This window comes from Streptomyces spongiicola, assembly GCF_003122365.1.
Lineage (GTDB): Bacteria > Actinomycetota > Actinomycetes > Streptomycetales > Streptomycetaceae > Streptomyces > Streptomyces spongiicola.
Map to the genome: position 1 here is coordinate 2,204,280 of NZ_CP029254.1, position 23,362 is coordinate 2,227,641.

Sequence of the window (23,362 nt, forward strand, 5' to 3'; positions counted from 1 at the left end):
GCGCCGTTCATCCCCATACCCGCCCCAGGAAGCCGCGCAGGTAGCCCGCGACGACGTCCAGGTGGCTCTCCAGCAGGAAATGACCGCCGTCGACGAGGTGCACCTCGGCGTCCACGGCGTCGCGGGTGAAGGCCAGCGCGCCCGCCGGGCCGAAGATCTCGTCGTTGCGGCCCCACACGGCGAGCACCGGAACGCCGCTGGTGCGCAGGAAGTCGTGCAGCGGCGGGTAGAGCGGGCGGTTGTTCCGGTAGTCGCGGAACAGCGCGAGCTGGACCTCGTCGTTGCCCTCTCGGGAGACGCGGGAGAAGTCGTGCTGCCAGGTGTCCGGGCTCACCAGACTCGGGTCGGGCACGCCGTGCACGTACTGCCGGCGGATGGCGTCGAGCCCCAGCGCGGTGCGGACGGCGGCTTCGGTGCCGGGTCCGGGGTTCGCCCCGTACGCCCAGACGTCGGCCCAGAAGGACTCGACGAAGCCGTCCTCGTAGCCGTTGCCGTTCTGGGTGACGAGGGCGGAGATGCGTTCGGGGTGCCGGAGCGCGAGGCGCCATCCGATGGGGGCGCCGTAGTCCTGGACGTACAGGGCGTAGCGGTCAAGGCCCAGTTGATCGAGCAGTTCGGACGTGAGTCCGGCGAGGGCGTCGAAGGTGTAGTCGAACTCCCGCGCGAGCGGCGCGTCGGAGTGGCCGAAGCCGAGATGGTCCGGCGCGATGACGCGGTAGTCGTCGGCGAGCAGGGGGATGAGTCCGCGGAACATGAACGAACTGGTCGGGTAGCCGTGCAGCAGGACGATCGCGGGGGCGTCGGCCGGACCGGCCTCGCGATAGAAGATCCGATGGCCGCCGACGGTGGCGGTCCGGTGGTGCACCGAGGGCATGTCTAACCCCTTCAAGCGGTTGAGACGGTTAGTTTCATCTCAGACGAACATGCGATGATCTAACCTGTCAAGTGACTCGATGTAGTGAGAATCGGTCCGGCCGGAGAGGAGTGGCGACCGATGGACGCGCTGTTGGACCTGCTCAACAGCAGGCCGCTGGTGAACGGCGAGGAGCAGGACGCGCTCGGCGACCCGGCCGGCGGCGCCCGCTGGGCACGGGAGCACGGCGGCCAGGGCAGCCGAGCGGAGCTGGAGCTGCTGCGCGAGGCACGGGACGCCCTGCGGGACGTCGTGCGGGGAGAAAGCCCACCCGCCGTGCTGAGGCCGCTTCTGGACGGGGTCCACCAGATCCCGGAGATCGCCTCGGACGGCCTTCGGTGGACGCTCAGGACACCCCCGCACGCCCGGCTGGCCGTCGAGATGGTCCTCGCCTGGGCCGGCGCCGAGCAGCAGCTGCCCGGCCGGCTGCGCCCCTGCGCCAACGACGAGTGCCGGCTGTTCCTGCTGGACCGCAGTCGCGCCAACCGCGCCCGCTGGTGCTCGATGGCCGTCTGCGGCAACCGGGAGAAGGCGCGCCGCCACTACGCACGCACCCGCTGACGCCTCGGCCGAGGACCGCCGAGCGGGGCGGCCGGCTGCGGAGGGCGGGGCTCAGGCCACCGCGCCGAGGGTGTCCACCAGCCGGCGGCGCGCGGCACGGGCCGCGGGCAGCGCCGCCAGCGCGATCGCGCCGAGGACCGCGGCGGCCGCGAGCAGCACCAGGTGCAGCGCCGACGGGGCCTGCGCGATACCGGCGCCGATGCCGCTGGAGCGGCCCTCGGTGTCGATCAGCCACCGCGCCAGCGGGACCCCGAGGCCCGCGCCCGCCACCGCGGCGGCCAGCGCGGTGCAGCCGACCGCGGTCACGGTGACCGCGGTGATCTGGCGGGGCGACAGCCCGATCGCCTTCAGGGCGAGCAGGTCGCGCTCGCCGTCCCGCACACTCCCGCCGATCGCGGTGGACAGCTCCGTGAGACCGATCAGGGCGAGCACGGCGATGAGGCCGGCGACGACGCCCCGCATCGTGGAGAGCCGGTCGGCCGGGCTGGTGACCTCGTGGATGTCGAGCCGACCCTGCGAGGCCTCGGTCAGTTCGGCGCGCACCCCGGCCGGGTCGGCTCCCGGCCGCAGCTGGAGCTGGTAGAGGGTCGATCGCAGGGCGGGATCGTTCTCGCGGAGGGTGTCGAGCGAGGTGGAGATGGTCCGTCCGCCGTTCTCCGGTTCGATGCTGCGGCCCACGATGTGCAGGATCTGGGGATGGCCCCCGACGGTCATCCGCACCCAGTCCCCGACCTCGACTCCGAGCAGATCGAGCAGGCCCTGCCCGGCCACCGCCTCGTCGGGACCGTCGGCGGCACGGCCCTCGACGACGGTGAACGGGTACGGCCGCTCGCGGGTGCCCAGGCCGCGCAGCGCGATCGTGCCGGTCTGGCCGGGTACGAGTGCCGCCGCCTCGACGCCCGGGTGGGCGGCCACGACCTGCGGGTGGCCGTCGAGGAGCGCCGCCGCCTCGGGGGCGGTGAGGCCGCCGCCGGCGCGGGCGGTCAGGGCCGAGGGCAGTCCCAGGTGCTGCGGTTCGCTGTCGAAGCGCGCGATGGTGGTCCATGCGCTCAGCGCCACGGTGATCAGCAGCAGCGGCAGGGCCAGCCGGACGACGGTGGCGGGGGTCTGCGGTCCGCGGGCGAAGGCCCGGTGCCAGCCGAGGACGAGGGCCGGGGGCAGCCCGAGCCCGAGAGCCCTCCGGGCGGGGCCGGACAGCCCGCCGCCCGGGGCCCTCCCGGCAGGGAGCACGGGCACCGGTGGCACCCGGCCGGCCCGCCAGGCGGCGAGTCCGGTGGTGGCCGCGATGAACAGCACCGCGGCGACGGGTACGGCCGGCAGTGCGGCGGTGTGCCCCGGCAGCCCCTGCCAGACGCCGACCGCTTCGCCGAGCCGGCCGGGCAGGGCGCTGCCCAGGGTCTCGATCAGCACCGTGGCGACCAGGGCGCCGAGCACCGCGAAGGCCAGGTGCTGCACCAGGAAGACGCGCACCACCTGTCCGGGGGTGAAGCCGATGGCCTTGAGTACGGAGATGTCCCTGAGGTGGCCGCGGACCCGGGTGCTGATGGCGCCGTAGACGGCGAGCGCGGCGGCGAGCAGCGCGCCCAGCCCGAAGAGCCCGAGGACCTGGCCGAGCAGCCGGGTGTCCCCCTGGGCCTCCGAGCGGGCCTGCTTCCAGTTGGACACGTCGGTGACCGCCCCGGCGCCGAGCACGGTGACGGCGCGCTGGACGGCGTAGTCGGTGTCCTCCGGGTCGGCGAGCAGCAGACCCACGACCTGTCCGGGCCTCTCACCGGCGGCATGCACCCGGGCGGGCAGGGCCCAGGCGATCCCGGGGCGCTCGCCGGGGCGGTAGCGCGGTTCGGCGCTCTCGGCGACGCCGACGACGGTGAGGGTGCGGCCGGTGCCGGGGAGGGCGAGGCTGTCTCCGGGGCCGGAGACGAGCGCGCGGGCGAGGCTGCTCTCCAGGACGACGCCGTCGGGCGTCGCGGGGGTGAGCCAGCGGCCGGAGGTGACCAGGGGGCGGCCGGTGGCGGGGGGTTCGGCTCCGGCGCCGCGGAGCTCGACGGACGCCCGGGCGCCGGGCGAGGCCACGGTCGCCCTGGAGGTGGGGAAGGGGCCGGACACGGCCCGCACCCCGTCGAGGGCGGCGAGCCGGCCGGGGTCGGCGGTGGGCCCGGTGCTGATCCAGACGTGGGCTCCGTGGGACTGCGCGAAGACCCGCTGCCAGGGGTTGGTCGCGTAGCCGAAGAGCGCGGCCGCGAGCAGCAGTGCCGCGACGATGCCCGCGGTGGCGGAGACGAGGAACAGCGCCTCGCCCCGGTGGGTGCGCAGATCGGCGTGCGCCCAGCGCAGGGTTGCCCGCACGGTCAGTCCCTCAGTTCGAGGACGCCGGACAGTCCGGTGCCCCGGGCAGGAGCGCCGCCCAGTTCGGCGTCGTCGGCTATGCGGCCGTCGAAGAAGCTGACGACCCGGTCGGCGGCGCTGGCGAGCCGCGCGTCGTGGGTGACGAGCAGGATGGTCTGGCCGCGCTGGTGGAAGCGGGACAGCAGGCGCATGACCTCGCGGGTGCCCTTGCTGTCGAGGCTGCCGGCCGGCTCGTCGGCCAGCAGCAGCCGGGGGTGGTTGACCAGGGCGCGGGCCAGTGCGACCCGCTGCTGCTCGCCGCCGGACAGCTCGCCCGGCATGCTGCGGGCCTTGCCCTCCAGTCCCAGCTCGGCCAGCAGCTTCTCGCGCTCGGCCCGTGCCTGGCGGGCGCCGGTGCCGGCGAGCAGGGCGGGCAGTTCGACGTTGTCGGCGACCGTGAGGTTGGACACCAGGTTGAAGAACTGGAAGACGATGCCGATCCGGCGCCGCCGCTCCGTCGCCCACCGGGCCTCGCTGTAGGAGTCGGTGCGCTCGCCGTCGAGCAGGATGCTTCCGCCGTCGGGGCGCTGCAGCCCGCCGAGCAGGTGCAGCAGGGTCGACTTGCCGGCCCCGGAAGGGCCCGTGACGGCGACGAACTCCCCGTGGCGCACGGACAGGTCCACCCCGCGCACGGCATGGGCCGGGGCGCCCTCTCCGTAGTGGGTCTTGACGAGGCCCTCGGCGCGCAGGAGCGGGGTGCCGGAGGCGTCGTCCGGGTCGGCGGTGCGGCTCATTCCAGCCCCTCCAGCTCCTCCTGGCAGCGCTCCAGCCAGTCGAGGTCGGCCTGCAGGTGCAGCATGGCCCCCTCGATCAGGAGCTGGGCGATGCGGTTGTCCCGGTCCTCGGTCGCGGACAGCTTCGACAGGTTGCGCATGGTGTTCAGGTACTCGCGTCGCTGCTTGTTGATGAGGGCGATCTGGTCGGCGAGCCCGGTCCTCGGGGCGAGGGCGAGCTTCATGAAGAACTCGTCCCGCACCCGCGGCTCGTCCGCCGTCTCCTCGAACCAGGCGCGCAGCGCCTCCGTCCCGGCGTCGGTGAGGCGGTAGATCCTCTTGTTGGGCCGGCTGGACTGGGCGACCTCCTCGCCCTCGATCAGTCCCGACTTCTCCAGGCGCCCGAGCGTCACATAGATCTGGCCGACGTTCGGCTGAGGGTACGCGGCGCCCAGCAGTTGCTCAAGGTCCTGCTTGAGTTCGTAGCCGTGCGCGGGCCCCCGGGACAGCAGGGCCAGCAGGGGCAGACGCACGCGCGCTCCCCTCCTCCCCGTTGTCCGCCAGCAGGCCGAGGGCGGTCCGCCGCCGTCCCGCGGTGTGGCCCGGATCGCTCTCGTCATCCGATACGGGCCCTAGTATCGCCCATGCCTAACGGGTATACATGCCCTGGACGCGGTCGACGTGGACCGCGCCGGTGCGCGGGAGGAACCCATGCGGTGGATACGTGCCGCCGGCAGGGGGCTCCTGGTCGCGGCGGTGGTGCTCGCGGGACACGTCTCGGCGGGCGCCGGGGCGGACCCGGGCTCCGCCCGGGGCGGCGGGCGCGGCCCGATGACGCTGGCCACCGCCGGCGACCTCACCGGCTACCTGGGCCCGCTGCTGGAGGGCTGGAACCGCGGCCATCCGGACGAGCGGGTCACCCTGGTCGAGCTGCCGGACGCGGCGGACGAGGCGCGGGCGCAGCTGGCCACGGGCCTGCGCTCCGGCGACGGCCGGTACGACATCCTCAACATGGACGTGGCGTGGACCTCGGAGTTCGCCGCCGCGGGCTGGATCGCCCCGCTGGAGGCGGACCGGTTCCCGGTCGACAGCTTCCTGCCGCCGGTGCTGGACACGGCGAGGTACGGCGGACGGCTGTACGCCGTGCCGTATGTCACGAACGCCGCGATGCTCTACTACCGCAAGGACGTCCTCGACCGGGCGGGCGAGACCCCGCCGCGCACCTGGGCGGAGCTGGAGCGCCAGGCGCGGACGCTCGCGCCCCGGCACGGGCTCGGCGGCTACGCGGGGCAGTTCCTGCCGTACGAGGGCCTCACCGTCAACGCGACGGAGGCGGTGTACTCGGCCGGGGGCTCCATCCTCGGCGACGACGGGCGGGTCGCCGCGGACTCCCCCGAGGTCCGCACCGGTCTCGGCTTCCTCGCCCGCGGGGTGCGCGACGGCTGGATCCCCAGGGAGGCGCTGACCTACAAGGAGGAGGAGTCCCGGCAGGCCTTCCAGGACGGCCGGCTGCTCTTCCTGCGCAACTGGCCCTACGCGTACGCCGGGGCGTCCGGTGCGGACTCGCGGGTGGCGGGGAAGTTCGGCGCGGTGCCGCTGCCCGGACCCGACGGGCCGGGGACCAGTGTGCTCGGCGGGTCCAACCTCGCGGTCAGCGCCCGCGCCCGGCACCCGGAGTCGGCGAGCGACCTGATCGCCTACCTCACCAGCGCGCCCGTGCAGCGCATGGTGCTCACCGAGGGCGCGCTGCCGCCGGTGCGGGCGGAGCTGTACCGGGATCCCGGACTGATCCGGCGGTTCCCCTATCTCCCCACCCTGCGGGCCAGTGTGCTGTCCGCGGCCGCCCGGCCCAAGAGCGCGCGCTACGAGCAGGTGAGCCTGGTCGTGCAGGCCGTCGTGCACGACGTGATGGCGCAGCACCGGGAACCCGGCGAGTCGGCGCGCCGGCTCGCCCGTGAGCTGTCGGCGGTCACCCGCCGGGGCTGATGCCCGGCACGCCCCTCCTGCCACTCACTTACCTGTTAGGTAACGGCATCACATCATCCTGACCGCGAACGGCGCGGTGATTTCCGGCATTTCCGGCAACTCTCCTCGCATTCCTGCACAACCGTTGACACCCTCTCGACCCAGCTACTTAACATGCATACATAACCGCGACCTTCTGGTCGCGGGCACCCTTCACGGAGAAACAGGTCAACGGGTGACGCTCACAGCCACGGCCGGCCACGGCCTCCCGCACCGCCTCCCGCACCGCTGGTGGCGCGACGCGGTGATCTACCAGGTGTACGTCCGCAGCTTCCTGGACAGCACGGGCGACGGGATCGGCGACCTCGCCGGAGTGCGCGCCGGACTGCCGTACCTGAAGAAGCTCGGCGTCGACGGCATATGGCTGAGCCCCTTCTACCCCTCGCCCCAGCACGACCACGGCTACGACGTCGCCGACTACTGCGACGTGGACCCGGTGTACGGCGACCTGGCCGAGTTCGAGCTGCTGATCACCGCGGCGCACCGGCTGGGCATCAGGGTGCTGCTCGACATCGTCCCCAACCACTGCTCCAGCGAGCACGCCTGGTTCCGCGCGGCCCTCGCCGCCGGCCCGGGAAGCGCGGCCCGCGCCCGGTTCCACTTCGCCGAGGGCCGCGGCCCCGGCGGTGACGTGCCCCCCAACAACTGGCACGCGATGTTCGGCGGCCCGGCGTGGAGCCGGGTGACCGAGGCGGACGGCAGCCCCGGCCAGTGGTACCTGCACATGTTCACGCCCGAGCAGCCCGACCTGAACTGGCGCGCCCCCGAGACCGGCGCCCACTTCGAGCAGGTGCTGCGCTTCTGGCTGGACCGGGGCGTCGACGGCTTCCGCATCGATGTCGCCGCCGGCCTGTTCAAGCACCCGGAGCTGCCCGACTCCCCCGATCCGGAGGCCGACGCGCGCACCCGCGACTCCGTCAACCCCCTCGCCTGGAACCAGCCCGAGGTACACGACGTGTGGCGCCACTGGCGGTCGGTGTGCGAGGAGTACACCGACCGCGACGGCCGGGAGCGTCTGCTGGTCGGCGAGGTGTCCGTGCCGACCGCGCGCGAGCACGCCCGCTACGTCCGGCCGGACGAGCTCCACCAGGCCTTCTTCTTCGACCTGCTGAGCGCGCCCTGGGACGCCGCCGCGTTCCGCAAGGTCGTCTCCGAGGCGATGCAGGACATCGCGGGCACCGGTTCCACCGTCACCTGGGTGCTCAACAACCACGACCAGGTCCGCACCGTGACCCGGTACGGGGAGTGCGGCACCGAGTCCAGCGGGCTCGGTTCGGCCCGCGCCCGGGCCGCCGCGCTGCTGATGCTGGCGCTCCCCGGCGCCGCCTACATCTACCAGGGCGAGGAGCTGGGCCTGCCCGAGGTCGTCGACCTGCCCGACGAGGTGCTCACCGACCCGATCTTCCGCCGCACCGGCAGCCGGGCGAGGATCCGCGACGGATGCCGGGTACCGCTGCCGTGGTCCGGCCACGCCTCGCCGTTCGGATTCACCTCCGGCGCCGAGGGAGCCAAGCCCTGGCTGCCGCAACCCGGCTGGTTCGCCCGGCACGCCACCGACCGCGCGCTCGCCGACACCCGCTCCTTCTGGCACCTCTACCGCGACGGGCTCCAACTGCGCCGCGGTCTGCCGCAGCTCGGCGAGGGCAGCCTGCGCTGGCTCGACTCCCCGCCCGACGTGCTCGCCTTCGTCCGGGGGGACGGGCTGGTGTGCGCCGTCAACTTCGGCACGGCCCCCGTACCGGCCCCCGTCCCCGGTGCGCCGCTGCTGTCCAGCGGCCCCTGTCCGACCGGGGCGCTGCCGGGATCGACCGCCGCCTGGTGGATCGGCGACGGGAGCACCGAGTGACCCCCGCCGTCCGCGCCCGATCACGCCCCCTCGAACGCCTGGGCCGCTCGCGGCCGTTCACGTCCGGCCGCACCCGCCCCCAGGCCGCACCCGCCCCGCAACCCCTTCGACGCTCCGTCCGATTCCCCGACCGGTAAAGGAAGTCCCGGCATGAACCCACGACGCACGATGCTCGCCGGATGCACCGCCCTGGCCCTCGCCCTCGGCGCGACCGCCTGCGGCGGCGACCCCGTGACCCCGTCCGGAGGCGGCGGCGGGTCCCTCGACGGCCAGACGATCACGGTCGCGGCCGTCTGGTCCGGCGCCGAGCAGAAGAACTTCCAGAAGGTGCTGGACGCCTTCACCGAGAAGACCGGCGCCAGGACGCAGTTCGTCTCCACCGGCGACAACGTCTCCACCGTCGTCGGCAGCAAGATCGAGGGCGGCAACGCACCCGACGTGGTGATGGTCCCGCAGGTCGGGGTGCTCCAGCAGTTCGCGAAGAGCGGCTGGCTCACCCCGCTGTCGAAGACCGCCGAGAAGTCCGTCGACGCCGACTTCGCGCCGGTGTGGAAGAACTACGGCAGCGTCGACGGGTCGCTGTACGGCCTGTACTTCAAGGCCGCCCACAAGTCGACGGTCTGGTACAGCCCGGCCGCGCTGGACCAGGCGGGCGTCGAGCCGCCCACCACGTACGCGGACATGCTCAAGGCCGGACGGGCCGTCTCCGACTCGGGCCTGCCCGCCTTCGCCGTCGCCGGCGAGGACGGCTGGACACTCACCGACTGGTTCGAGAACATCTACCTCTCCCAGGCCGGCCCGGAGAAGTACGACCGGCTCGCCGCCCACACGCTGAAGTGGACCGACCCCAGCGTGGTGGCCGCGCTCACCACCCTGGGCGAGCTGTTCTCCGACAAGGAGCTGATCGCCGGCGGCCAGAAGGGCGCACTCGCCACCGACTTCCCCGGCTCGGTCGAGAAGGTCTTCGGCCCCGACCCCGAGGCGGGCATGGTGTACGAGGGCGACTTCGTCGCCGGTGTCGCCAAGGACCAGTTCGGCAGGAAGATCGGCGAGGACGCCGACTTCTTCCCCTTCCCCGCGGTCGACGGCGGCAAGGCGCCGGTCGTCAGCGGCGGCGACGCGGCGGTCGTACTCGAGGACGGCAAGAACCAGAAGGCCGCGATGGCGTTCCTGGAGTACCTGGCGACCCCGGAGGCGGCGGCCGTCTGGGCCGGGGCGGGCGGCTTCCTCTCCCCCAACAAGAAGCTCGACCTGGCCGCCTACGGCGACGACACCACCCGCGAGACGGCCGAGTCGCTGATCGACGCCGGCGACTCCGTCCGCTTCGACATGTCCGACCAGGCCCCCGCGGCCTTCGGCGGCACCAAGGGCGCGGGCGAGTGGAAGCTGCTCCAGGACTTCCTGCGCGACCCGTCGGACCCGAAGGCCACCGCGGCCCGTCTCGAGGACGCCGCGGCCAAGGCGTACAAGGGCTGACGGACCATGACCGCAGTCACCACACCCGGCGCCGCCCCGTCCGCGGGGCGGCCCCGGGCCGCCGACCCGCGGCACCGCGCCAGGCGGCGACGGCGCCTCGTCGCCCTGGCCTTCGTGCTGCCGGCGCTGCTGCTGCTCGGCGCCCTGGTGGTCTATCCGGTGCTGTTCTCGGTGGGGCGCAGCCTCTTCGACGCCTCCGGCACCCGGTTCGTCGGCGCCGGCAACTACACCGAGATGTTCCGCGACCCGGCCACGCTCACGGCCGTGCGCAACAGCGCCGTCTGGGTCGTCGTCGCACCGACGCTGCTCACCGGGCTGGGGCTGGTCCTGGCCGTCCTGGTGGAGAAGGTCCGCTGGGCCACGGCGTTCAAGCTGCTGCTGTTCATGCCGATGGCCGTGTCCTTCCTCGCCGCCGGCATCATCTTCCGCCTCGCCTACGAGGAGGACCCGGACAAGGGCGTGCTCAACGCGGCCGTGGTCGGGGTGCACGACGTCTTCGCGGACTCGTCGTCGTACCCGACCGCACGCGCCCGGGACGGCGAGGGCCTGGCCAAGGCGCCCGACGGGTCCTACATCACGACCGGGTCCGCCTCACCGGGGGACACCCTCGCACTCGGGCTCGTGGGGGTGAAGCCCGCCGACCTCCCCGAGGACGCCCGCCCGGCGTACGGGGCGGCGGGGAAGGCCGGCGCCGACGCCCTGTCCGGCGTGGTCTACCTGGACTTCACCCCGGGCGGAGGCGGTGAGCGGGGCAAGCTCGACCGGACCGAGAGCGGGCTGCCGGGGATGACGGTCGAGGCCGTCCGGGACGGCAGGACCGCCGCCACCGCCACCACCGCGGCGGACGGCTCCTTCGCCTTCCGGGACCTGGCGGCGGGCTCCTACGCGGTGCGGCTGCCCGCGGAGAACTTCGCACCGCCCTACGAGGGGATCTCCTGGCTCGGGCCCGCGCTGGTCACCCCGGCCATCATCGGCGCGTACCTGTGGATCTGGACCGGGTTCGCGATGGTCCTGATCGGCGCGGGACTGTCCGCGCTGCCGCGCGACGCGCTGGAGGCGGCCCGGATCGACGGGGCCAACGAGTGGCAGGTCTTCCGCAGGATCACCGTCCCGCTGCTCGCGCCGATCCTGACCGTGGTCTTCGTGACGCTGGTGATCAACGTGATGAAGGTCTTCGACCTCGTCTACATCATCGCGCCCGGGCCGGTGCAGCAGGACGCCACGGTACTGGCGACCCAGATGTGGCTGGTGTCCTTCGGCGGCGGCAACGACCAGGGGCTCGGCAGCGCGCTCGGCGTCCTGCTCCTGCTGCTGGTGGTCCCCGCCATGGTCTTCAACGTCCGCCGCTTCCGCAGGAGCCAGTCATGAGCGCCGCCACCGACCCCGCCACCGGTCCCGCGAGCGGCGCCGCCACCGACCCGGCCGCCGCGAAGGCGCCGGCCGCCCCGAGCGCGGCGGCACGGGCCGGATCCGGCAGCCGGCTCGGCCGCTGGCTCGGCAACGGCGCGGTCCAGGCACTCCTGGTGGTGGTCGGCCTGGTCTGGATCACCCCGCTCGCGGGTCTGCTGCTGTCCTCCCTGCGCTCCGCCCAGGACAACGCGGGCAGCGGCTGGTGGACCGCCCTGGCCGGCCCCGGGCAGCTGTCGTTCGACAACTACACGGAACTGCTCGGCAACGCCGGGATCACCCAGGCGTTCTGGAACACCGTGCTGATCTCGGTGCCGACGACCGCCCTGGTCATCGTCCTCGCGGCGCTCGCCGGATACGCCTTCGCCTGGCTGGAGTTCCCGGGCCGGGACTGGATCTTCCTGCTCGTGGTGGCGCTGCTGGTGGTGCCGGTCCAGGTGGGACTGCTGCCGGTCGCCAAGCTCTTCGGCCAGCTCGGGCTGTTCGGCACGATTCCGGGTGTCGTGCTGTTCCACGTGGCCTACGGGCTGCCCTTCGCCGTCTTCCTGCTCCGCAACTACTTCGCGGACATCCCCCGCGAGATGCTGGAGGCGGCGCGGATGGACGGCGGCAGCGAGTGGCGCATCTTCACCCGGCTGGTGCTGCCGGTGGGCCGTCCGGCGATCGCGAGTCTGGCCATCTTCCAGTTCCTGTGGGTGTGGAACGACATGCTCGTGGCACTGCTCTTCGCGGACAGCTCGTCGCAACCGCTCACGGTGGCCCTCCAGTCCCAGGTACGGCAGTTCGGCAGCAACATCGACGTACTGGCACCGGGCGCCTTCCTGTCCCTCGTCGTGCCGGTGGTGGTGTTCTTCGCCTTCCAGCGGCACTTCGTCCAGGGGGTCATGGCCGGCTCGGTCAAGTGAGCGGCCGTTCGGGCCCGGCCGGTAGCCGTACGCGCGGCGTACGGCGGCCGGCCGGGCCCGCCGGTCTCCGCACGGCCGTGGCGCGTGCCGCACGCCCGCCGGCCCGGCCCGCGGTGCCCGGCCGCCGGTGTGACGGGCCGCGAACACCCGGCCCCTGACACCGGCGGCCCCCGCCCGTGGACGCCGGGACCCGTCGCCCCGACACACTCGTGCGGAGTAGGTACCACGGCCTGCCGCCCCCGGCCGCGTTCCACTGGGGGGATGCCACACCCCCAGCTGACGGTCGTCGTCCCCTGCTTCGACGAGAGCGAGGTGATCGACGCCTTCCACTCGGCGCTCGTCGCCGCACTGGAGCCCACCGGAGCGCGCTTCGAGATCTGCTACGTCGACGACGGCAGCGGCGACGGGACCGCGGAGCGGCTGAGAGCACTCGCGGCCGGTTCCCCGTGCGTCCGCTACACCTCCTTCAGCCGCAACTTCGGCAAGGAGGCCGCCCTGCTCGCCGGGATGCGGATGGCCCGGGGCGAGGCGGTGGTGCTGATGGACGCCGATCTGCAGCATCCCCCCGAACTGGTCCCCCGCATGCTGGAGCTGCACCGCAACGGCTACGACCAGGTCGTCGCCCGGCGCGACCGCGCGGGCGAGGGCGCGCTGCGTACCGCGCTGAGCCGCGCGTACTACCGGCTGGTGCGGCACTTCATGGACGTGGAGGTCGCCGACGGGGAGGGCGACTTCCGGCTGCTCTCACGCCGGGCCGTCGACGCCGTGCTGTCGCTTCCGGAGAGCGACCGCTTCTCCAAGGGGCTGTTCTCCTGGATCGGCTTCCCGACGGCCGGCTTCGCGTACCGCAACGCCGAACGGGCCGCGGGCCGCTCCAAGTGGGGTGGCCGCCGGCTGGTGGACTACGGCATCGACGGGCTGCTGTCGTTCAACACCCGTCCGCTGCGCCTGGCGATCCACACCGGCCTCTGGCTGTTCCTCTCCGCCCTGGGCTACGCCGGGTGGATCGTCGTGAACGCGCTGGTCGACGGTGTCGACACCCCGGGGTACGCGACGCTCATCACCGCCATCGTCGGCCTGAGCGGCGTCCAGCTCGCGACCCTCGGCGTGATCGGCGAGTACGTCGGCCGGATCTACCACGAGGCGAAACGGCGGCCGCACTACGTCGTGGCCGAGACCGACACCCCCGCCCCCGGTCACCCGGACGGCGTCCCCGCGGCGGCCGCGGCGCGGCCCCGGTCCCGGTCCCGGTCCCGCCGGTGAACGCCGCCGGCCTGCGGCAGTTCGCCGTCTTCGCGCTGGTCGGGGTGGTCAACACCGGGGTGTACTACGGGGTGTACGCGCTGCTGCTGAGGTGGCTGCCCTACCTGGCCGCGCACGCCCTGGCCTATGGCGTGGGAGTGACGGGATCGTTCCTGCTCAACTCCTGCGTCACCCTCCGGACCCGGCCGACGTGGCGCGCGTTCGCGCGCTACCCGCTGTCGGGGGCGGCCGGTCTCGTGGGCAGCGGGCTGCTGCTCCATCTGGCCGTGACCCGGCTGGGCGTGGACGAGCATCTCGCGGCGATCGCCGCCGGGGTCCTCGCCACGCCCCTGACGTTCCTGGTCGCACGCTGGGCGATCATGTCCGGGGCCCGGCGGACGGGGACGGTCACGGAACCCGCGTCGAGCGAGTGACCGCGTCCAGCCGGTAGTACTCGGCGACGCACCGGGCGGGCCAGGCGCGACGGCCCCCGTCGCGGAACGGTTCGAGCATCCCGGCGACCGGGGTCGGGGTGTACGGCGCCACCTCGGCTCCGCGGGCGGCCGCCGCGCGCAGCGACGCGTCCTGGCGGTCCCACCGCCCGGCCCGCACTCCCATGTCCTGGCCCAGGCGGTGCAGCGGTGGGGCCAGTCCCGCGGCGGACACGGCGCAGAGTGCCGCCGCGGTGGCCACCGCCACCGCCGTCCACGACCGGGCGGCGCGGCGGCGCAGCGCCCGGCCCAGCAGGGCTCCGAGGCCCGCGAGCACCAGGACGTACAGGAGCAGGTAGTCGTTCCAGGTCCGGGCGGCGGTGACGACGCGCGGGCCGAAGACCGGATAGGTGATGACGGTGCACAGATAGCCGGAGACGAGGACGGCGAGCAGGCCCGCGCAGGCGAGCGGCAGCGGGCGGCAGGGGCGCAGCACGGCCGTGCCGGTGCGGGAGGGGCGGACGAGCAGGCCGAGCAGCAGCCCGGCGGCGAGGACTCCCGCGTACTGCCAGGTCGTCAGGACGCTCTCCGCGATGCCGGCGAAGCCGCGGGCCGAGGCCGCCAGGGAGTCGGGGGCCACGACCGAGGCGGTGCCGGCGCCGAAGCGTTCGCGCCGGTGGCGGGACCCGGGCGAGGTGACGAGCACGGCGGTGCCGACGACGACCCCGGCGGCGCCGATCAGCGCCCAGGTCCGCAGGAAGGGCCAGGCCCGGTCGGTGACGAGCCGGCGGCCGAACAGCAGCAGTCCCCCGAGGACCACGAGTGCCACGACCGAGGTCTCCTCGGAGAGGGTGCCGGTGAAGACCCCGGCGACCGCCGCCGCGGCCAGGGCGGCGGCCCGGCCCCGGCGCGTCCCGGCCGCCAGCGCCGGGAGGACGGCGGAGCAGGCCAGTACCGGGGCCACGGTGTGCGAGACGGACCCCGCGGGCCAGTAGAGGGTCTTGTAGGTGTTGGGGGTGGCGAGGAGGAACACCGCGGTGGCCGTCGCGGCGACGAGCAGCGGGAGCCCGCGCGGGGACGACTGGCGGGCCCGGCGCAGTACGAGGGCCACCAGGGCCCACAGCACGGCCAGGACGAGCAGCGCGCTCAGGGCCGCGTACCACTGGTGGCCCGCCACCGGGAACCGGGCGTACAGGCCCACGAGCAGGCCGTTGCCGACCCGGCCGTTGTCGGTGACGTAGAACTTCCCGACGAGTCCGCCGATGCCCTGGTCGCGCACCACGGGCAGGAAGCACCACTCGTCGGCGCTGGGCCGCACATGTCGGCCGAGCCGGGCGGCGGCCGCCAGCAGCGCCAGCGGCAACGCGGCGAGGACCAGGGCGAGTGCGGTCACGGGCGAGGTGGGCGGCCACCACCGGCCGCCTCCGCCCCGGCCCGGCTGCCCTGAGGAGTCGCCCGGTTCCCGCGGAACGGTCGTATGAGATGCACCGACGGCCATGTCCCTGACTAGTTGCACGGCGACCGGGCGCTCAACCGCCCGGCGGTCATCCGGCTCAGCAAGAAGCCCCGATGGGATTCGGGCGGCCGCCGCGGGCGCGCGTCGCCTTGCCCGGGCGGGGCTCGGCGGTTCCGGTGTCCGCGCGGCTCAGGCGAAACGCACCGGGACGCGGTCGCAACCGCCGCACGGACGACACCCGAAACACACCGGAACGCGATCGCAACCACCACACCGACGACACCCGAAACACACCGGGACACAGTCGCAACCACCACACGGACAGCACCCGAAACACACCGGAACGCGGTCGCAACCGCCGCACGGACGGCACCCGAAACACACCGGAACGCGGTCGCAACCACCACACGGACGACACCCGAAACACACCGGAACGCGGTCGCAACCACCACACGGACGGCACCCGAAACACACCGGGACGCGGTCGCAACCACCACACGGACGGCACAGGCACCGCCGACGGCGGCCGTCCGGCGGTGGCACCGCTCGGCGGCTCCGGCCCGCGCGGCGCGGCGGGCGGCGGGCCGGCACGGCGCGGGCGGCGCCGGCGAACGGCGGGCCGGCACGGCGCGGGCGGCGCCGGCGAACGGCGAACGGCGGACGGCGGACGGCGGGTCAGGACCGTCCAGGCGGCTCCGGCCTGTGCCCGACATGCTCGCCCGGTGTCGCCAGTTCCTCGACCGCGTCCGCGGCCACCACCGCGCCGGCGGACCTCCGGCCGCGCCGCAGCCGGCTCTCCAGCCGGGCGGCGAACGACGTGAGCGCGAAGTTCAGCACGATGAAGATGACGGCGACCACGGTGAAGCCGGCGATGGTGTTCGCGCCGTAGTTGGCGCTCATCGGCCGGACCGACGCCAGCAGCTCGGAGAAGCCGAGCATCGCGCCGCCGAGGGCGGTGTCCTTCACGATGACCACCATCTGGCTGACGATCGCCGGGAGCATGGCCGTCACCGACTGCGGCAGCAGCACGTACCGCATCGTCTGGCCCTTGCGCATACCGATCGCCCTGGCCGCGTCCGACTGCCCGCGGGGGAGCGCCAGGATGCCGGCCCGGACGACCTCGGCCAGCACCGAGGCGTTGTACAGCACCAGACCGGTCACCACGGCGTACAGCGGCCGGCTGTCTGGGCTGATGTCGAAGAACGCGGCGTAGGCGGCGTTGGCGAACAGCATCAGGATCAGCACCGGGATGGCGCGGAAGAACTCCACCACCGTGCCCGCCGTGCCGCGCACCCACCGGTGTTCCGACAGCCGGGCGATGCCGAGGACCGCGCCCAGCGGCAGCGCGATGACCAGCGCGAGCGCCGCGGCGATGAGGGTGTTCTCCAGACCCGGCAGGAGAAACGTCGTCCACACCCGGGAGTCGGTGAGGAACGGCGCCCATTTGGACCACTCCAGCTGCCCCTTCCCGGCGAGGCCCGTGAACACCCACCAGGCCCCGGCGGCGAGGACGAGCAGAAAGCCCGCCGTGTACAGGGTGTTGCGCCGTCTGGCCCGGGGCCCGGGGGTGTCGTACAGGACGGAACTCATCGCCTCACCGCCACCTTCTTGCCGACCCAGCCGAGGAAGAGGCCGGTGGGGAGGGTGAGGACGATGAAGCCCGCGGCGAAGACGGCCGAGATGAGGATGAGCTGGGCCTCGTTCTCGATCATCTCCCGCATCAGCAGCGCGGCCTCGGGGACGCCGATGGCCGCGGCCACCGTGGTGTTCTTGGTGAGGGCGATCAGCACGTTCGCGAGCGGGCCCACCACCGAGCGGAACGCCTGGGGGAGGACGACGAGCCCGAGCACCTGGGTGAAGCCCAGCCCGAGGGCGCGGGCCGCCTCCACCTGCCCCAGGGGCACGGTGTTGATGCCGGACCGCAGTGCCTCGCAGACGAACGCGGCCGTGTAGGCGGTCAGTCCGAGCACGGCGAGCCGGAAGTTGATCACGGTGAAGGTGTCGGCGCCGAGGCTGACGCCCAGGGTCTGGAACAGGCCCAGCGACGTGAAGACGATGATCACGGTGAGCGGGATGTTCCGTACCACGTTGACGTACCAGGTGCCGAAACCACGCATCACGGGCACCGGGCTGACCCGCATCGCGGCCAGCACGGTGCCCCAGAGCAGGGAGCCGGCGGCGGACCACAAGGTGAGCTGGACGGTCGTCCAGAACGCCCCCGGCACGTCGTAACCCTGAAGGAAGTCGAACACGGTTGCGCCTCTGTGAGGTGGTCGTCTCGGGGTCGGCCGACGGCGTCTCAACCGGCGGCGTCTCAGCAGGCGGGGCAGGGCGGTCGGGCGGCGCCTCAGCCGGCCGGGGCGGCGATGCCCGGCGGGGGCTCGCTCCGGTAGCCGGCCGGTCCGAAGTTGGCCTCGACGGCCTCCTTCCACGCGCTGTCCCGGACCATCTTCCGCAGCGCCGCGTCGATGTCGTTCCTGAGTGCGGTGTCGCCCTTCTTCACACCGATCCCGTACAGCTCGTCGCTCAGTTTGAAGCCGCCCAGCCGGAACTTGTCCTTGAACTGGTCCTGCGCGGCGTAGCCGGCGAGGATGGCGTCATCGGTGGTCACGGCGTCGATCGTGCCGTTCTCCAGGCCGGTCAGGCATTCGGAGTAGCCGCCGTACTCCTGCAGCTGGGCCCGTGGCGCGAGCCTGGTCTTGACGTTCTGCGCCGAGGTGGAGCCGGTGACCGAGCAGAGCTTCTTGTCGTTGAGGTCCGCCGGGGACCCGATGGAGTCGTCTCCGGCACGGACGAGCACGTCCTGGTGGGCGAGGAAGTAGGGCCCGGCGAAGTCGACCTTCTTACGGCGCTCGTCGTTGATCGAGTAGGAGGCGACGACGAAGTCGACGTCGCCGCGCTGGAGCAGCGTCTCGCGGTCGGCGCTCTTGGCCTCCTTGAAGACGATGTCGGAGGGGGCGTAGCCGAGCTGCCGGGCCACGTACCGGGCCACGTCGACGTCGAACCCCTCGTAGTCGCCGTCCGGCGTCTTCAGGCCGACGCCCGGCTGGTCGAACTTGATGCCGACGGTGAGCTTCCTCCCGTCGTCCGATCCGCCGCCGCCCGATCCGCAGGCCGTGGCGGCGAGTGAGAGCGTGAGCGCCGCGGCGGCCGCGGCGGAGACCTTGCGAGGCTTCATGATGGTCATCCCTGGGGATCGCTGGAGGGTGCGGGGTCCCGGGGCGGCGCACGGGTGCGACGCGGGCGCCGGGCGTCAGTGGTGGAGGATCTTCGAGAGGAAGTCCCTGGCGCGGTCGGTACGGGGGGCGGTGAAGAACTCGTCCGGTGTCGTCTCCTCCACGATCCTGCCGTCGGCCATGAACACCACGCGGTTGGCGGCCGAACGGGCGAATCCCATCTCATGGGTGACGACCACCATGGTCATGCCGTCCCCGGCGAGCTGCCGCATGACCTCGAGTACCTCGTTGATCATCTCCGGGTCGAGGGCGGAGGTCGGCTCGTCGAACAGCATGATCTTGGGGTCCATGGCGAGCGCCCTGGCGATCGCCACCCGCTGCTGCTGCCCGCCGGAGAGCTGGGCGGGGTACTTGTCCGCCTGGGAGCCCACGCCCACCCGGTCGAGGAGGCCGCGCGCCCGCTCCTCGGCGGCCTTCCGGCCCTTTCCGCGGACCTTGATCTGGCCGAGGGTCACGTTCTGGAGGACGGTCTTGTGCGCGAAGAGGTTGAAGGACTGGAAGACCATGCCGACGTCGGCGCGCAGCCGGGCGAGTTCCCTGCCTTCGGCGGGCAGCGGCCTGCCGTCGATGGCGATCTCGCCGGAGTCGATGGTCTCCAGGCGGTTGATGGCGCGGCAGAGCGTGGACTTGCCTCCGCCGGACGGGCCGATGACGACGACCACCTCACCGCGTTCCACGGTCAGACTGACGTCCCTGAGCACGTGCAGCGGGCCGAAGTGCTTGTCGACGTGGTGCAGCTCGACCAGCGCACGGCTGCTCATGCCCGGGGTGAAGGGTTCCTCGCTCACGGCGGCTCCGCTCGTCGGCTTCATCGTCCATCCGCTCCGGGCCGTCCGCACTCCGGGAGCCGGGTGGCGTCCGCGTGCCCCGGGCCCGCCGACAACAGGGCGCGAGACCAGGGCGCGGCGCGGAGGCGCGACGCGGAGGCGCGACGCGGAGGCGCGACGCGGAGGCGCGACGCGGAGGCGCGGCGCGGGGTGTCCCGGACGCGGAACAGGCCATTGTCGTGCTCCCGCTGAGTGACGCCCCGGACACGTTGAGCGACCGGATGCGGAGTGCGCCTGCACCGCCGGTGTCCGGCGCATACGCGCCCAGGCGGACTGCGGCCCGGACCCGCGGTCCCGCTCGCGGCCGCGGCGGTTTCGGGCCGGGCGGTGCGCGAAGCGCACGGAGCGGGGCAGACGCGGGAGCCGGCACTCTCCTAGCCTCCCGGCCCATGCCCATCACACACCTGACACGCCTCGGCCGGCCGGCCGCCCTCGCCACGGCACTCGCCACGGCACTCGTCTGCGCGGGCGCGGCGCAGCCCGCCGCCGCCGACACACCGGACCTGGCCTTCACCGTCGACCAGCCGGTGACCACACCCGGCTCAGCCGTGTCGCTGACGATGACCCTGACCAACAACCAGCCCACGGACATCTGGTTCGTGTACCAGTCGGTCCAGCCGACCTGGGCGACCACCCAGCGCAAGGACCTCAAGTACAGCTTCGTGTCCTGCACCGCCGAGGGCGCCTCGTGCTCGGGCACCGGTTCGACCGGGCTCGGCGTCAACTACGAGATCCCGCTGGCCCCCGGCGCGTCCCGGACCGTCACGCTCACGTACCAGGTCGCCGCCGACTCCGGCTGCAACGGGACCATCGGCTTCTACTCGTACCTGTACTACGAGTACGACAACGGGCAAAGCACCAAGGACGGCATCCACACCCTCCCGGAGACCCGGGTGGACTGCGCGCCCGCGGAACCCGCCGGCGCCTGACCGGCGGACCCCGAGGAACCCGAGAACCCGAGGAACCCGAGAATCCGGGATCCCGGGGAGCCGTGAGCCGGGGCGTCCCGCCGGGCCTGCCCCGCCCTCCGTGGGGCGCCCGGCCTCCCGGAACACCCTGGCGGCCGCCGGGCCCACCCGCGCCGGCGGCCGCTGCCGGCGGTCCGCACACGCGCGGCCGTGCCGGCCGGGTGCGCGGACCGCCTCGCGGCACCTCCCAGGCGCATCGCCGGCACGTTCCAGGCACCGGCACGACCGGCTCGACCGGCACGACCGGCTCGACCGGCTCGACCGGCAGCAGAAGAACGCAGAAGAACGCAGAAGAGCGCAGAAGAACAAGGAGCACCACCCGCACCGGTGGCACCTCCCCGGCACCGCCTGTACTCGCGGCCTCCCGAACTCCCGGCCGCTGCGGCACTCCATGGCACCGTCGGCATCACCAACATCACCGACATCACCGGCATCACCGGCGCTCCTGGCCGAAAACACTCGTCCCCCAAGCCCGGCGTCTTGTCCATCCCCCCGGCCGCTGCGAGCGTCTGGCTCCGTACCCGCCGGGCTCCACGGCGTACGGACCGCTCCGCGCCGTTCGCATGGCACCTGTGCTTTTCCGTCAAGTTTCACCGTAGACGCACAGAACGCACACGCAGCCTCCACTATGTCTCGGGACAGGGCATAGCGGCACGGCGTTCCGGGGGGAGCAGCCGCGCCGCTGTGCCGGGGGTCATGGGGAGGGACACCACCGCATGAAGCGGATCCGCGTCCGGCGGACCTTACGCACGACCGCGCTCGCCGCGGGAGCACTCGCCATCGCGCTCGGCGGACTGCCGGCGTCGCCGGTACGGGCGGCCGAACCGGCGCCGAGAATCGACCTGAGGGTGCTCGTGGTGTCCGACGGGGGCCCGGCCACGGCCGCGATCGCCGCGGAACTCGACGGCGCGGGCACTCCGTACACGGTGGTCGATCTCTCGGACGCGGCGCGGCCCGTCATCGACGCCGCATTCCTCGCGGACGAGATCGACGGCCGGCCGCGCGCGAGGTACCAGGCCGTGGTGCTGCCCAACGACAACCCGTTCCCCGCCGGTTCGCCGGAGATGGCCGCCCTGGCGGCGTACGAGCGGACCTACGCGATCCCGCAGGTCGACGCGTACACCTACGCCCGGCCCCAGGCCGGTCTGGAGTACCCGGTGAACGGCGGGTACGCGGGGCCCGTGGACGGCATCACCGCGCAGGTGACCGCGGCCGGCGAGGCCGGGCCCTTCGGCTATCTCGACGGCTCCTTCGCCTTCGAGGACAACGACCCCTCGGTGGACGAGAGCTGGGGCTTCCTGTCCACGCCGCGGGCGGGCGCCGACTTCACCACCTACGTCGACGCCCCGCTCCCCGGAGGGACCGGCCGGGGCTCGCTCGTCGGGGAGTACCGGCACGACGGCCGCCGCGAACTGGTGGTCACCTTCGTGGCCAACCGGTACCAGCAGCAGTTCCGGCTGCTCGCCCGGGGGATCGTCGACTGGATGACGCAGGAAGTCCGGCTGGGCACCTCGCGCAACTGGTTCTCGGTCCACGTCGACGACGTGTTCGCGAGCGACGACCGCTGGGACACCGAACTCAACTGCACACCGGGGGACGTCGACTGCCGGCCCGGCGAGGGCACACCCGACCCGATCAGGATGACCCCCGGCGACGCCACGCACGCGGTCGAGTGGTCGCGGTCCCGCGACTTCACCCTCGACCTCGCGTACAACGGCGGCGGCAGTGTGGAGTACCGGGAGGAACACGGAGCCGACCCGCTGGCGGACCGGCTGACCGGGGAGCGCGACGCGTTCCGCTGGATCAACCACACCTACGACCATCCCTACCTGGGCTGCGAGCAGGACGTCAGCGTCGTGCCCTGGAAGTGCGCCGTGAACGCGGACGGCACCGTCCGCTACGTCGGGCGGGACGAGATATCCCGGCAGATCTCCGACAACCGCCGGTGGGCGGAGGGCGCGGGACTGCCGCTGGACAGCGGCGAGCTGGTCACGGGCGAGCACTCGGGGCTCAGGCTGCAGCCGCAGCAGCCCGAGGACAATCCGCACCTCGCCCCCGCGCTCGCGGACGACGGCGTCCGCTGGCTCGCCTCGGACAACTCCCGCGACCCGGTGCAGCGCCAGGTCGGTCCCGCGCTCACCGTCTCGCGCCACCCCATGAACGTGTTCTACAACGCGGGCCGCGAGGCGGAGCAGGTCGACGAGTACAACTGGATCTACACCAGCCGGGCCCAGGGCGGCAGCGGCATCTGCGAGGACTCGGCCACGACCACCTGCCTCGACGCCCCGCTCGACCCGGCGACCGGCTACCCGGACCACATCGTCCCCCTCGAGACGCGGATCGCCCTGGGCCACATCCTGGCCAACGACCCCCGGCCGCACTTCATCCACCAGTCGAACCTCGCCGAGGACCGCATCGCGTACCCGGTCCTGGACGGGATCCTCGGCCGGTACGCGGAGCTGTACGCGGACGACACCCCGCTGGTGAACCCCCGGATGAGCGAAGTCGGGGAGGAGCTGCGCGAACGGGCCGCGTGGGACGGCGCGGTGAAGGCCGGGCTGGTCACGGCGTACCGGATCGGCGACACGGTGACCGTCACGGCTCCGCCGGGTACGGCGGTCCGCGCCACCATGCCGGCGGGGACCACCCGGGTACTCCCGGACGGCCCGGCGGGCTTCGGCGAGCCGTACGCCGGCACCGTCTCCGGCAGCGTGCCGTCAGGAACCGGCCCGGACGGCGTGGCCCTGTCACTGCCGTCGGCTCCCGCTGCGGGAGCCCCGTCCTCCGGTCCCGCGCGGGCCACGGCCCCCGCTCCGGAGGGCCCGGTGCCGGCCGGCGCCGAACGGCCCGTGTCCCCCGGCGCCGAGCGCCGGCCCGCCGGCACCGAGCGCTGACCCGAACGACCCGGCCGCACCAGCTCGCCCCGCGAGGGAGCGGGTTCCGGACGCCGCACGCCGTCACCACACCAGGC

At 73.3% G+C, this 23,362-nt stretch carries 19 protein-coding genes; 10 read left to right on the plus strand and 9 right to left on the minus strand.

Annotated features, from left to right (window positions below; genetic code table 11):
* Positions 1 to 7: 7 nt before the first annotated feature.
* Positions 8 to 874, minus strand: coding sequence for an alpha/beta fold hydrolase (locus DDQ41_RS09525; RefSeq protein ID WP_109294102.1), 867 nt, complete (start codon positions 872 to 874; stop codon positions 8 to 10).
* Between the two features lie 120 nt (positions 875 to 994).
* On the opposite strand from DDQ41_RS09525, the gene DDQ41_RS09530 reads away from it, so the two are divergent.
* Positions 995 to 1,474: a CGNR zinc finger domain-containing protein gene (locus tag DDQ41_RS09530; RefSeq protein WP_109294103.1), complete on the plus strand. Its 480-nt coding sequence runs from the start codon at positions 995 to 997 to the stop codon at positions 1,472 to 1,474.
* Positions 1,475 to 1,525: 51 nt separating this feature from the next.
* Here the strand turns inward: DDQ41_RS09530 and DDQ41_RS09535 are convergent, their stop codons facing one another.
* Genes DDQ41_RS09535 through DDQ41_RS09545 form a run of 3 tightly spaced genes read right to left on the minus strand, consistent with a single transcriptional unit; the run spans position 1,526 to position 5,105 of the window.
* Positions 1,526 to 3,820: an ABC transporter permease gene (locus DDQ41_RS09535; RefSeq protein ID WP_109294104.1), complete on the minus strand. Its 2,295-nt coding sequence runs from the start codon at positions 3,818 to 3,820 to the stop codon at positions 1,526 to 1,528.
* Between the two features lie 2 nt (positions 3,821 to 3,822).
* The gene (locus DDQ41_RS09540) at positions 3,823 to 4,593 is read right to left on the minus strand and encodes an ABC transporter ATP-binding protein (protein WP_109294105.1); all 771 of its coding nucleotides are present in this window, start codon (positions 4,591 to 4,593) and stop codon (positions 3,823 to 3,825) included.
* Positions 4,590 to 5,105 (minus strand): PadR family transcriptional regulator, encoded by a 516-nt coding sequence (locus DDQ41_RS09545; protein WP_109294106.1) that lies wholly within the window; start codon positions 5,103 to 5,105, stop codon positions 4,590 to 4,592. Before DDQ41_RS09545 ends, DDQ41_RS09540 begins: the two co-directional genes overlap by 4 nt.
* Positions 5,106 to 5,283: 178 nt before the next feature.
* On the opposite strand from DDQ41_RS09545, the gene DDQ41_RS09550 reads away from it, so the two are divergent.
* From DDQ41_RS09550 to DDQ41_RS09580, 7 genes are all read left to right on the plus strand, one after another.
* Positions 5,284 to 6,558, plus strand: a complete 1,275-nt coding sequence (locus DDQ41_RS09550; protein ID WP_109297644.1) for an ABC transporter substrate-binding protein — start codon at positions 5,284 to 5,286, stop codon at positions 6,556 to 6,558.
* Positions 6,559 to 6,772: 214 nt separating this feature from the next.
* Positions 6,773 to 8,443: a glycoside hydrolase family 13 protein gene (locus DDQ41_RS09555; RefSeq protein WP_109294107.1), complete on the plus strand. Its 1,671-nt coding sequence runs from the start codon at positions 6,773 to 6,775 to the stop codon at positions 8,441 to 8,443.
* A gap of 150 nt (positions 8,444 to 8,593) precedes the next feature.
* The gene (locus tag DDQ41_RS09560; protein ID WP_245990789.1) at positions 8,594 to 9,919 is read left to right on the plus strand and encodes an ABC transporter substrate-binding protein; all 1,326 of its coding nucleotides are present in this window, start codon (positions 8,594 to 8,596) and stop codon (positions 9,917 to 9,919) included.
* Between the two features lie 6 nt (positions 9,920 to 9,925).
* Positions 9,926 to 11,287: a carbohydrate ABC transporter permease gene (locus DDQ41_RS09565; protein ID WP_109294109.1), complete on the plus strand. Its 1,362-nt coding sequence runs from the start codon at positions 9,926 to 9,928 to the stop codon at positions 11,285 to 11,287.
* Entirely contained in the window at positions 11,284 to 12,231 is a 948-nt protein-coding gene (locus DDQ41_RS09570; protein WP_245990786.1) for a carbohydrate ABC transporter permease, read from the plus strand. The genes DDQ41_RS09565 and DDQ41_RS09570 overlap by 4 nt, the downstream gene beginning before the upstream one ends.
* 261 nt (positions 12,232 to 12,492) lie before the next feature.
* Positions 12,493 to 13,494, plus strand: coding sequence for a glycosyltransferase family 2 protein (locus DDQ41_RS09575; RefSeq protein WP_109294110.1), 1,002 nt, complete (start codon positions 12,493 to 12,495; stop codon positions 13,492 to 13,494).
* Positions 13,491 to 13,907, plus strand: coding sequence for a GtrA family protein (locus tag DDQ41_RS09580; RefSeq protein ID WP_109294111.1), 417 nt, complete (start codon positions 13,491 to 13,493; stop codon positions 13,905 to 13,907). The genes DDQ41_RS09575 and DDQ41_RS09580 overlap by 4 nt, the downstream gene beginning before the upstream one ends.
* Here the strand turns inward: DDQ41_RS09580 and DDQ41_RS09585 are convergent.
* The 5 genes from DDQ41_RS09585 to DDQ41_RS09605 all read right to left on the minus strand — a co-directional run bounded on the left by DDQ41_RS09585 (position 13,882) and on the right by DDQ41_RS09605 (position 19,357).
* The gene (locus tag DDQ41_RS09585) at positions 13,882 to 15,402 is read right to left on the minus strand and encodes a DUF6056 family protein (RefSeq protein ID WP_109294112.1); all 1,521 of its coding nucleotides are present in this window, start codon (positions 15,400 to 15,402) and stop codon (positions 13,882 to 13,884) included. The two genes, DDQ41_RS09580 and DDQ41_RS09585, sit on opposite strands and share 26 nt — an antisense overlap.
* Positions 15,403 to 16,035: 633 nt before the next feature.
* On the minus strand, positions 16,036 to 16,950 hold the full coding sequence (locus tag DDQ41_RS09590; protein WP_109294113.1) for an amino acid ABC transporter permease: 915 nt from the start codon (positions 16,948 to 16,950) through the stop codon (positions 16,036 to 16,038).
* A complete protein-coding gene (locus tag DDQ41_RS09595; RefSeq protein ID WP_109294114.1) occupies positions 16,947 to 17,612 on the minus strand; it encodes an amino acid ABC transporter permease in 666 nt (221 codons plus the stop codon). Before DDQ41_RS09595 ends, DDQ41_RS09590 begins: the two co-directional genes overlap by 4 nt.
* Positions 17,613 to 17,707: 95 nt before the next feature.
* Entirely contained in the window at positions 17,708 to 18,538 is an 831-nt protein-coding gene (locus tag DDQ41_RS09600; RefSeq protein ID WP_109297646.1) for a glutamate ABC transporter substrate-binding protein, read from the minus strand.
* A 75-nt stretch (positions 18,539 to 18,613) separates the two neighbouring features.
* Positions 18,614 to 19,357: an amino acid ABC transporter ATP-binding protein gene (locus DDQ41_RS09605; protein ID WP_109297647.1), complete on the minus strand. Its 744-nt coding sequence runs from the start codon at positions 19,355 to 19,357 to the stop codon at positions 18,614 to 18,616.
* A 455-nt stretch (positions 19,358 to 19,812) separates the two neighbouring features.
* Between DDQ41_RS09605 and DDQ41_RS09610 the strand changes: the two genes are divergently transcribed.
* A complete protein-coding gene (locus DDQ41_RS09610; RefSeq protein WP_109294115.1) occupies positions 19,813 to 20,352 on the plus strand; it encodes a hypothetical protein in 540 nt (179 codons plus the stop codon).
* Positions 20,353 to 21,107: 755 nt separating this feature from the next.
* The gene (locus DDQ41_RS09620; protein ID WP_109294117.1) at positions 21,108 to 23,285 is read left to right on the plus strand and encodes a hypothetical protein; all 2,178 of its coding nucleotides are present in this window, start codon (positions 21,108 to 21,110) and stop codon (positions 23,283 to 23,285) included.
* Positions 23,286 to 23,362 lie beyond the last annotated feature (77 nt).